This window comes from Pseudomonas sp. TH41, from assembly GCF_016650695.1.
Taxonomy (GTDB): Bacteria; Pseudomonadota; Gammaproteobacteria; order Pseudomonadales; family Pseudomonadaceae; genus Aquipseudomonas.
This window is the reverse complement of sequence record NZ_JAEKFH010000003.1, coordinates 1,836,949-1,847,186: the sequence shown is the minus strand read 5'-3', so window position 1 is coordinate 1,847,186 and position 10,238 is coordinate 1,836,949. Positions and strand designations below refer to the sequence as shown.

Sequence of the window (10,238 nt, the reverse complement as noted above, 5' to 3'; positions counted from 1 at the left end):
CGAAACTGCCACCCATCCCCGATCCACATCCCGTTCATTTCGAACTACGCTCATCCCGGCGCATGAACTCTATTGGGTGTATCACGTCTGATAGGAGGAAATGCGCCACGACTCGCGTTAAACTGCGCGGGTTTTTAGCCCCCCATTCCACCGGAGCCTTCCATGTCCCGCGTTACCCTGAGTCGCTATTTGATTGAGCAGACCCGTAGCAACAACACCCCTGCCGATCTGCGTTTCCTGATCGAAGTGGTGGCGCGTGCTTGCAAAGAAATCAGCCATGCCGTCTCCAAAGGCGCCCTGGGTGGTGTTCTGGGCAGCATGGGCACTGAAAACGTCCAAGGCGAAGTGCAGAAGAAGCTCGACGTGATCTCCAACGAGATCCTGCTCGAAGCCAACGAATGGGGCGGTCACCTGGCCGGCATGGCGTCTGAAGAAATGGACAATGCCTACCAGATCCCGGGCAAATACCCGAAAGGCGCGTACCTGCTGGTATTCGACCCGCTGGACGGTTCGTCGAACATCGATATCAACGCACCGGTCGGTACTATTTTCTCGGTGCTGCGTTGCCCGAGCGAATACCTGAGCCAGAACGAAGCCTTGAACGAAAAGGCTTTCCTGCAGCCAGGCACCGAGCAGGTCGCCGCCGGTTATGCCATCTACGGCCCGCAAACCATGCTGGTGCTGACCTTGGGTGATGGCGTCAAAGGCTTTACCCTGGACCGTGAAATGGGCAGCTTCGTGCTGACCCACGAAGACATCAAGATCCCGGAATCCACTCAGGAATTCGCGATCAACGCATCCAACCAGCGTCACTGGGAAGCGCCGGTACAACGCTACGTCGGCGAATTGCTGGCTGGCGATGAAGGCCCGCTGAAAAAGAACTACAACATGCGCTGGGTCGCCGCGATGGTCGCGGACGTGCATCGCATCCTGACCCGTGGCGGTCTGTTCATGTACCCACGCGACAGCCGCGAACCCTCCAAGCCGGGCAAGCTGCGTCTGATGTACGAAGCCAACCCGATGTCGTTCCTGGTTGAACAGGCTGGCGGCGCTTCCACCGATGGCCATCAACGCATCCTCGACATCAAGCCTGACGGCTTGCACCAGCGTGTCGCCGTGTTCCTCGGTTCGAAAGAAGAAGTCGAACGCGTCACGGCTTACCACAAGGAATAAACCATGACCGCGCCCTGGCAGCCGTTGCTTGAGTGGTGGTTCGGATCTCTCGAATCCCCCAACGAAATAGCGGCTGACAAGGGCACGTTATGGTTCGGCAAGCGCGACAGCCAGGACCTCGAGGCGCAAACGCGTTTCGGGGGACTGGGTCGAGCAGGCACTGGCCGGCGGATTGACTGACTGGGCGCAACGCCCCGAAGGTTGGCTGGCTCTGGTGCTGCTGCTCGATCAACTCCCGCGAATGATCTATCGCGACACCCCCCAATCCTTTTCCGGCGATTCCAGGGCTCAGGCACTGGTGGCGCAAGGCATTGCTGCGGATTTCGATCGGCAGCTACGGCCGATTCAGCGGGTGTTCATCTATCTGGTGCTGGAGCATTGCGAGCATCTGGCGGTGCAGAACGAAGCGGTTTCGCGGTTTATGGAATTGCTGGCGCAGCAGCCCGAAGCTGATCGGGCGGTGTTTGCCGATAACCTGGATTATGCCGAGCGGCATCGAGCAGTGATTGCGCGGTTCGGACGGTTTCCGCATCGCAATGCGGTGTTGGGGCGGGCGTCTACGGCGGAGGAGTTGGAGTTTCTTTCGGGGCCTGGATCGCGGTTTTAGCGCTTCGGTGTAGCTGATGCCGCCATCGCGAGCAGGCTCGCTCCCACAGGGGATTTGTGAACGACACAAACCAAATGTGGGAGCGAGCCTGCTCGCGAAGGGGCCGGAGAGATCACTTAGATCCTGAAGCTACCCACCAACTGCTTCAACCGCGCCGCCTGCTGTTCAAGATCGGCACACGCACGCAAGGTCGACTGCAAGTTCTCCACCCCTTCCTGGTTCAGCGTGTTGATCTCGGTGATGTCGACGTTGATCGACTCCACCACAGCGGTCTGCTCTTCAGTCGCTGTCGCCACGGACTGGTTCATCCCGTCGATCTCACCGATTCGCTGCGTCACGCTGCCCAGGCGTTCGCCGGCCTGATTGGCAATGCCAACGCTGCTTTCGCTCTGGCGCTGGCTGTCGGTCATGGTGCTGACCGCTTCGCGGGCGCCCACTTGCAGTTCTTCGATCATCTTCTGCACTTGCTGCGCCGAATCCTGTGTGCGGTGGGCAAGGTTGCGCACTTCATCGGCAACCACCGCGAAACCGCGTCCGGCTTCACCGGCACGGGCCGCTTCGATGGCGGCGTTCAGCGCCAACAGGTTGGTCTGCTGCGAGATGCTGGTGATCACTTCCAGAATCTGCCCGATGTTCACCGTGTTGCTGTTAAGCGTCTCGATGTTGCCGCACGAATCGCTGATTTTCGCCGAGAGCTGCTGCATCGCCGCGATGGTTTTATCCACCACCTGCTGACCGTCTTCAGCCAGGCTGCGGGCATCGCTTGAATGTTGAGAGGCGAGGGCGGCGTTCTGGGCGATTTCCTGGGCGGCGGCGCCCAGCTCGTTGATGGCCGCAGCGACGCTGCTGGTGCGCGAGGCTTGCTGGTCGGAGTTGAACATCGACGAATTCGACGCGGCAACCACGCGCAATGCGACTTCGTTGACCTGGCCGGTGGCCGAGGCCACTTCCCGAATCGAGGTATGAATACGTTCCACAAAGCGGTTGAACGAAGTGCCCAGGGCACCGAATTCGTCCTGGCCGTGAATGGTCAGGCGTTTGGTCAGGTCGCCTTCACCTTCGGCGATGTCATGCATGGCGCGGCCCATGGTCAGCAGCGGTTGCATCAGGAAGCTGATCAGCATGCCCAGCAGGGCAATGATGATCACCACGGCAATGATCATGGCGATGATTGCCGAGGTGCGGAATTCGCTGAGCATCGAGAACGCCGTGTCCTGATCCAGCACCAATGCCACGTACCAGTCCGCCGACGGCACGCCGTTGACGCGGGTAAAGGAGATGAATTGCGACTTGCCGTCGACCTCGACTTCTTTCATACCCGGGCTGACATTCGGCACGCCATTCGGGTAAGCATCGGCAAGGCTCTTGAGCACCAGTTTGCTGTCTGGGTGAATCAGGATCTTGCCGTCGGCGCTGACGATGAACGCATGGCCGTGACCGCCGAAGTTCAGGGAGTTGATGGTCGCGCTGACGCTGGACAGATCGATGTCTGCACCGGCGACGCCAATCATTTGGCCCTGGCGTTGTACCGGCGTAGCGACCGTGATCACCAGTTTGCCGGAGGACGCGGCGATGTACGGTTCGGTGACGATGGTCTGTTGCGCGCTGTTGGCTGCTTTGTACCAGCCTCGTGCGCGAGGGTCGTAATCGGCGGCACGATTGCCCGCCGGGACCGAGAACATGACGCCGTCAGTGCCGCCGAAATAGCTCAGCTGGAAGTTGCTGGTATACGCCGGCAGGTCGATGGCGCGTTTGAGGTTGGCCTGAGCACTGCCGTCCACGGCGATTTGCTGGGACAGCGATTGCAGCAACTGGATGCGGCTTTCCAGCCAGGTCTTAATGTTGCTGGTGGTCAGGCTGCCGAGTTCCTGCATCGAGGATTCGGTACTGCTGCGCAGTGTCTGGCGCTGACGATAGTCGTTGAACAGGATGAAACAAGCGAATGCAACGGCCACCACGAGGGCAGCAGCCAACAAGATCTTGTGGCTGAACTTCATGTTTCTGGTCATTAAATGAGCTACCGCGGAGGGGACTGGTGTAGGAGCGAGCTCGCTCGCGATGGATTTCAGGGCACCGCGTATAGTCAGCGAGTGCGCGTTATCGTTGACGCCCATCGCGAGCGAGCTCGCTCCTACCTGTGTCGACAGGCGGGCGCCAAAGATTAGGCAGCTTTTTGCGAAAACCGACGAAATGCTCAACCGCGCAAGAAAGTGGCTGATTTTTCGGAAGAAGAAAGACGAGCGGCCCGATAAATAGCCGGGCGGGGAGGGAACCAGATGGGGGTTTTCTCTTCTAAGCTTCTGCTTGGCAGCCATGCCATTCCCCTTCGGCCCTGGAGTTACACCATGTCGCTGCGATCTATCGCCCTGCTTTCGTTTTGCGTGTTATTGGCCGCATGCAGCAAGATCAATCAGGAAAACTATTCGAAATTATCGTCCGGCATGCCCAAGTCCGAGGTTGAAACCTTGCTCGGCAAACCGGCTGACTGCTCGGGCGCGCTCGGCATGTCCAGTTGCACCTGGGGCGACAAGAACAGCTTTATCAGCGTGCAGTACGCCGGTGACAAAGTGCTGATGTTTTCCGGCCAAGGCCTGAAGTAAACCGGGGCGATGCGCCCACGGGAGAAAAACAATGATGCGGTTATTGATAGTTCTTTTTGCCGGCCTGGTACTGGCTGGTTGTGCCACTTCCGGCACCGATCCATTGGCGCCCAAGACGGTCAACAGCGTCAACCTCAAGCGCTACCAGGGGACCTGGTACGAGTTGGCCCGTATGCCAATGTATTTCCAGCGCGATTGCGCGCAATCCGAAGCCCATTACACGCTCTTGCCTGACGGTAATGTGGCCGTGTTGAACCGCTGCCTGACGGCACAGTGGCAATGGGAAGAGGTCAAGGGCAAGGCCTATCCACAGGTGCCGGGCAAGAGCGACAAATTGTGGGTCGAGTTCGATACCTGGCTTTCGCGCTTGATTCCGGGTGTGTCAAAGGGTGAGTACTGGGTGTTGTACGTCAGCGATGACTACAAGACGGCTATCGTGGGTGACCCGAGCCGCAAGTATCTGTGGCTGCTGTCCCGGACCCCGACCGTCAATGGTGTGGTGCGTGAAGAGCTGCTGAGCAAGGCACGCCAGCAGGGCTATGACACGACGCGGCTGATCTGGCGTGCGTCGGATACACAGATGGCCAAGACTTCGAACTGATCACGGAAATCTTGTAGGAGCGAGCTTGCTCGCGATGGTGGGTCAGCCACATTGATGTCGACTGACACTCCATCGTCGGAACGCCGCCCGGAGCAAGCTCGCTCCTACAAAGGTTTTGCGGTGTTAGCCCAGGAGATCGCGCAGGACTTGGGTAAACGCCCGGTTGCTGTCTTCCTCACCGGCATGACGCCCGTCACGCACAACCCACTGGCCGTTGACCAGTACGTCCCGCACCTGGCGATCGCCACCGGCAAATAACCAACGATTCAAAATCCCGTCGCCACTGGCCGTCGCCAGGTACGGATCGTTGCCGTCCAGCACCAGCCAATCCGCCCGCTTGCCCACTTCCAGCGCACCGATCGGCTGACCCATTGCCTGAGCGCCGCCGTCCAGCGCCGCGTCATATAGCGTGCGGCCAACCATTGGCTGATCCGCGCCATACAAGCGGTTACGTCGTTGATCACGCAGACGTTGCCCATATTCCAGCCAGCGCAATTCTTCCACCACGCTCAGCGACACATGGCTGTCGGAACCGATGCCCATGCGCCCGCCCTGAGCGAGGAAATCCACCGCCGGGAAAATCCCGTCGCCAAGGTTCGCTTCAGTGGTCAGGCACAAACCGGCGATGGCGCGACTCTTGGCCATCAACGTGACTTCTTCCGGGTTGGCGTGGGTGGCGTGAACCAGGCACCAGCGCTGATCGACCTCGGTATTTTCGTACAACCATTGCAGCGGACGGCGCCCGCTCCAGCTCAGGCAGTCGTCGACTTCCTTTTGCTGTTCGGCGATGTGAATGTGCACCGGGCATTGCTTGTCGCTGGCGGCCAGCACTTCGCTGATCTGCTGCGGAGTTACCGCGCGCAACGAGTGGAAACACAGACCCAGCGACTGCGCCGGTTGTTGCGCAAGGATTGGCTGCAAACGCGATTGCAGCTTGAGGTAGTTTTCGGTGCTGTTGATAAAACGGCGCTGGCCATCGTTCGGGGTCTGGCCGCCGAAGCCGGAATGGCTGTAGAGCACCGGCAGTAGCGTCAGGCCGATACCGGCGGAACTGGCGGCCTGGCTGATGCGCAGCGCCAGTTCGGCCGGGTCGGCGTACGGTTGGCCGCTGGTGTCATGGTGCACGTAATGAAATTCCGCCACCGAGGTGTAACCGGCCTTGAGCATTTCGATGTACAGCTGACGCGCGATGACGCCAAGTTGCTCCGGGCTGATTTTTCCGACGAGGCGATACATCAAATCGCGCCAGGTCCAGAAACTGTCATTCGGATTGCCGGCCACTTCCGCCAGCCCGGCCATCGCTCGCTGGAAGGCGTGGGAGTGCAGATTCGGCATGCCCGGCAGCAGCGGACCGCTCAGCCGTTCAGCCCCTTCTGCATGAGAATCGGCCTGGACATGAGTCAAAACGCCGTCGGCGTTGACCTCAAGACGTACATTGTTGGCCCATCCACTAGGCAGCAGCGCGCGTTCGGCAAAGAAGGCGGACATGGTTCAGCACCCCATCGTGTGTTATTTGTATATACATATACAGACGTTTGCCTGCTCGGTAAACTCCGGCAAGCTAGCAACTTCTACTAAATGACCAAGGATTAACCGTGCCGACTCCGCCCCAAGTGTCACCGTTGGCCGCGAACATGGGCGACAGTCCGGCGCCCTTGTACGCCCGCGTCAAACAGATGATTACCCAGCAAATCGACAGTGGGAACTGGCCGCCGCACTACCGCGTTCCGTCGGAAAGCGAGCTGGTAAATCAACTCGGCTTCAGTCGCATGACCATCAACCGCGCCCTGCGTGAGATGACCGCCGATGGTCTGTTGGTGCGTATGCAAGGCGTCGGCACGTTCGTCGCCGAACCGAAAAGTCAGTCCGCGCTGTTTGAAGTTCACAACATCGCCGACGAAATCGCCTCCCGCGGTCATCGCCATACCTGCAAGGTGATCACCCTGGAAGAAGAGGCGGCCGGTTCCGAGCGCGCCCTGGCCCTCGACATGCGTGAAGGCCAGAGGGTTTTCCATTCGCTGATCGTGCATTTCGAAAACGACATTCCGGTGCAAATCGAAGACCGCTTCGTCAACGCGCTCGTGGCGCCGGACTACCTCAAGCAAGACTTCACCCTGCAAACGCCTTACGCCTATCTGAATCAGGTCGCGCCGCTCACCGAAGGCGAGCACGTGGTCGAGGCGATTCTGGCCGAGGCCAGCGAGTGCAAATTGCTGCAGATTGAAAAAGGCGAGCCGTGCCTGCTGATTCGCCGCCGCACCTGGTCCGGTCGTCAGCCGGTGACCGCGGCCCGTTTGATCCACCCCGGTTCCCGTCATCGTCTGGAAGGCCGGTTTCATAAATAGAGGGCCAAAAATGAGTCAGTTGAAGGTTTTACGCGCCATAGACTACCCGCGCATGCCGTGGAAAAACGGCGGTGGCAGCACCGAAGAAATCACTCGTGATGCAGGCACTGGCCTTGATGGTTTCGGCTGGCGTCTGTCGATTGCCGACATCGGCGAGTCGGGTGGTTTTTCTACCTTCGCCGGTTACGAGCGGGTAATCACCGTGTTGCAAGGCGACGGCATGACCTTGAGCGTCGATGGCCAGAGCACGCGTGCGCTGTTACCGCTGGACCCATTTGCTTTCAGCGGTGAGAGCCACGTGTCCTGCACATTGCTCGGCGGGCCGATTCGCGACTTCAATCTGATTTATGCGCCACAGCGTTACCGCGCGCGGTTGCAATGGCTGGACGGCGAGCAGCGGTTTTTCAGCGAGTCCGGGACTCTGCTGATTTTCAGCATGGCCGAAGCACTTGAAGTGAAGGTCGGTAACAGCGCCTCGCAACTCGGTCGCCATGATTGCCTGCAGCTCGACGGTAACGCGGGTTTGCTGGAAGTCTCTGTCAGCGGCCGATGCTGCGTGATTGAACTGACTGCACACTGATTCAAAATCCTTTCCTGTAAGAGCGAGCTTGCTCGCGAAAAACCCAAGGACACCGCGGGGTGCCTGGTTTTACGCGTTATCGTTGACGACCATCGCGAGCAAGCTCGCTCCTACAGAGGGCCATGTTTGCCCACGATGTCGTTTCCCTCCCCAAATCCGTTTCCCACCGCGCCAACTTGTTACCGAATGCCCCAACGTGGCGCAAAACCACGCTCAGGTAACAGCGCTCACGTCCTGTGAAAATCCCCTCCGAAAAATTTCATCCAGGCTAGAACCCTTGTTTCATGGGCTTTTCAGCCCTCCCAAAACTCTTCTTGAACACTCCACCAACAAGTTGGCCGCTCGATTGCATATGCTTGTATGTACAAGTAAAGACGTATGTGTATGAGTCACGAAGACTCGACCATCGTCCACTGATTCGCCGGCGTGCACATTTGCTCGCTGGCTCGCTCGCCCACTGCCTGGGCTGGTTTGGATTGATTGCTGAGGAGTCTTTTTCGTGACTGACATTAAACCTACTAAGTTTCGTGACGTTGAAATCCGCGCTGCCCGCGGTAACAAGCTGACCGCCAAGAGCTGGCTGACTGAAGCGCCGCTGCGCATGTTGATGAACAACCTCGACCCGGAAGTCGCCGAGAACCCTAAAGAACTGGTGGTTTACGGTGGTATCGGTCGTGCGGCACGTAACTGGGAATGCTACGACAAGATCGTCGAAAGCCTGGCCAACCTGAACGACGACGAGACCCTGCTGGTGCAATCCGGCAAGCCGGTCGGCGTGTTCAAGACCCACAGCAACGCACCACGCGTTCTGATCGCCAACTCCAACCTGGTACCGCACTGGGCGAGCTGGGAACACTTCAACGAACTGGACGCCAAAGGCCTGGCCATGTACGGCCAGATGACTGCCGGCAGCTGGATCTACATCGGCAGCCAGGGCATCGTCCAGGGCACCTACGAAACGTTCGTCGAAGCCGGTCGCCAGCACTACAACGATGACCTGACCGGTCGTTGGGTCCTGACCGCAGGTCTGGGTGGCATGGGCGGCGCTCAGCCTCTGGCCGCGACCCTGGCCGGCGCGTGCTCGCTGAACATCGAATGCCAGCAGGTCAGCATCGATTTCCGCCTGAACAGCCGTTATGTCGATGAGCAAGCCACCGACCTCGACGACGCGCTGGCCCGTATCGCCAAATACACCAAGGAAGGCAAAGCGATTTCCATCGCTCTGCTGGGTAACGCGGCTGAAATTCTGCCGGAACTGGTCAAGCGCGGCGTGCGCCCGGACATGGTCACCGACCAGACCAGCGCCCACGACCCGCTGAACGGTTACCTGCCGGCTGGCTGGACCTGGGAAGAGTACCGCGCTCGCGCCAAGACCGAGCCTGCTGCCGTGGTGAAAGCCGCCAAGCAATCGATGGCCGTGCACGTTAAAGCGATGCTCGATTTCCAGAAAATGGGCATTCCGACGTTCGACTACGGTAACAACATCCGTCAGATGGCCCAGGAAGAAGGCGTGGAAAACGCATTCGACTTCCCAGGCTTCGTACCGGCTTACATCCGTCCACTGTTCTGCCGTGGCATCGGCCCGTTCCGTTGGGCTGCACTGTCGGGCAACGCTGAAGACATCTACAAAACCGACGCCAAGGTCAAAGAACTGATCCCGGACGACGCCCACCTGCACAACTGGCTGGACATGGCGCGCGAGCGCATCAGCTTCCAGGGTCTGCCGGCCCGTATCTGCTGGGTTGGCCTGGGTCTGCGCGCCAAGCTGGGTCTGGCGTTCAACGAAATGGTGCGCAGCGGTGAGCTGTCCGCGCCCATCGTGATCGGTCGTGACCACCTGGACTCCGGTTCCGTGGCCAGCCCGAACCGCGAAACCGAGTCGATGCAAGACGGTTCCGATGCTGTGTCCGACTGGCCACTGCTCAACGCTTTGCTCAACACCGCGAGCGGCGCGACCTGGGTTTCCCTGCACCACGGCGGCGGCGTCGGCATGGGCTTCTCCCAGCATTCGGGCATGGTGATTGTCTGCGACGGTACTGACGAAGCGGCCGAGCGTATCGCTCGCGTACTGCACAACGACCCGGCTACCGGTGTCATGCGTCACGCCGATGCGGGTTACCAGATCGCGATCGATTGCGCCAACGAGCAGGGCCTGAACCTGCCGATGATCACCGGCAAATAACGAAGAACCCTGTAGGAGCTGCCGCAGGCTGCGATCTTTTGATCTTGATCTTCATAAAAGATCGCAGCCTCGTTTCACTCGACAGCTCCTACACAGCTCCTACGCATCTCCTACAGAGATCAAACCAACACCGACCAACAATCCACAGAG

General features: G+C 59.3%; 8 protein-coding genes and 2 pseudogenes. 7 read left to right on the top strand and 3 right to left on the bottom strand.

The genetic code is table 11. The features are described from left to right. Positions 1 to 162 precede the first annotated feature (162 nt). Positions 163 to 1,173 carry a class 1 fructose-bisphosphatase gene (locus JFU37_RS11010; protein ID WP_201115324.1) on the top strand — a complete coding sequence of 337 codons (1,011 nt, stop codon included), beginning with the start codon at positions 163 to 165 and terminating at the stop codon, positions 1,171 to 1,173. A 3-nt stretch (positions 1,174 to 1,176) separates the two neighbouring features. Further along, positions 1,177 to 1,780 (top strand): annotated as a pseudogene (locus JFU37_RS11005) (DUF924 family protein). Between the two features lie 116 nt (positions 1,781 to 1,896). On the opposite strand, the gene JFU37_RS31270 reads toward JFU37_RS11005, so the two are convergent. Then, entirely contained in the window at positions 1,897 to 2,661 is a 765-nt protein-coding gene (locus tag JFU37_RS31270) for a methyl-accepting chemotaxis protein (protein WP_414909658.1), read from the bottom strand. 93 nt (positions 2,662 to 2,754) lie between these two features. Continuing rightward, positions 2,755 to 3,777: pseudogene (locus JFU37_RS31265) on the bottom strand (HAMP domain-containing protein); the annotation flags it as partial. A gap of 348 nt (positions 3,778 to 4,125) precedes the next feature. Here JFU37_RS31265 and JFU37_RS10995 point away from each other — a divergent pair. Then, complete coding sequence (locus JFU37_RS10995; protein WP_201115322.1) at positions 4,126 to 4,380, top strand: hypothetical protein; 255 nt, start codon at positions 4,126 to 4,128, stop codon at positions 4,378 to 4,380. A 31-nt stretch (positions 4,381 to 4,411) separates the two neighbouring features. Further along, positions 4,412 to 4,981, top strand: a complete 570-nt coding sequence (locus tag JFU37_RS10990; protein ID WP_201115321.1) for a lipocalin family protein — start codon at positions 4,412 to 4,414, stop codon at positions 4,979 to 4,981. 123 nt (positions 4,982 to 5,104) lie between these two features. Here JFU37_RS10990 and JFU37_RS10985 read toward each other — a convergent pair whose 3' ends face one another. Next, positions 5,105 to 6,469 carry a formimidoylglutamate deiminase gene (locus JFU37_RS10985; protein WP_201115320.1) on the bottom strand — a complete coding sequence of 455 codons (1,365 nt, stop codon included), beginning with the start codon at positions 6,467 to 6,469 and terminating at the stop codon, positions 5,105 to 5,107. Between the two features lie 146 nt (positions 6,470 to 6,615). On the opposite strand from JFU37_RS10985, the gene hutC reads away from it, so the two are divergent. The 3 genes from hutC to hutU all read left to right on the top strand — a co-directional run bounded on the left by hutC (position 6,616) and on the right by hutU (position 10,088). Further along, positions 6,616 to 7,326 (top strand): histidine utilization repressor, encoded by a 711-nt coding sequence (gene hutC / locus JFU37_RS10980; RefSeq protein ID WP_178082336.1) that lies wholly within the window; start codon positions 6,616 to 6,618, stop codon positions 7,324 to 7,326. A 10-nt stretch (positions 7,327 to 7,336) separates the two neighbouring features. Then, positions 7,337 to 7,906 carry a HutD/Ves family protein gene (locus JFU37_RS10975; protein ID WP_201115319.1) on the top strand — a complete coding sequence of 190 codons (570 nt, stop codon included), beginning with the start codon at positions 7,337 to 7,339 and terminating at the stop codon, positions 7,904 to 7,906. 499 nt (positions 7,907 to 8,405) lie between these two features. Then, positions 8,406 to 10,088 carry a urocanate hydratase gene (gene hutU, locus JFU37_RS10970; RefSeq protein ID WP_201115318.1) on the top strand — a complete coding sequence of 561 codons (1,683 nt, stop codon included), beginning with the start codon at positions 8,406 to 8,408 and terminating at the stop codon, positions 10,086 to 10,088. Positions 10,089 to 10,238 lie beyond the last annotated feature (150 nt).

Coding starts and splice junctions, on each gene's coding strand:
- JFU37_RS11010 (WP_201115324.1), top strand. CDS start 163: ATGTCCCGCGTTACCCTGAGTCGCTATTTGATTGAGCAGACCCGTAGC.
- JFU37_RS10990 (WP_201115321.1), top strand. CDS start 4,412: ATGATGCGGTTATTGATAGTTCTTTTTGCCGGCCTGGTACTGGCTGGT.
- hutC (WP_178082336.1), top strand. CDS start 6,616: ATGGGCGACAGTCCGGCGCCCTTGTACGCCCGCGTCAAACAGATGATT.
- JFU37_RS10975 (WP_201115319.1), top strand. CDS start 7,337: ATGAGTCAGTTGAAGGTTTTACGCGCCATAGACTACCCGCGCATGCCG.
- JFU37_RS10985 (WP_201115320.1), bottom strand. CDS start 6,469: ATGTCCGCCTTCTTTGCCGAACGCGCGCTGCTGCCTAGTGGATGGGCC.
- JFU37_RS31270 (WP_414909658.1), bottom strand. CDS start 2,661: ATGTTCAACTCCGACCAGCAAGCCTCGCGCACCAGCAGCGTCGCTGCG.
- JFU37_RS10995 (WP_201115322.1), top strand. CDS start 4,126: ATGTCGCTGCGATCTATCGCCCTGCTTTCGTTTTGCGTGTTATTGGCC.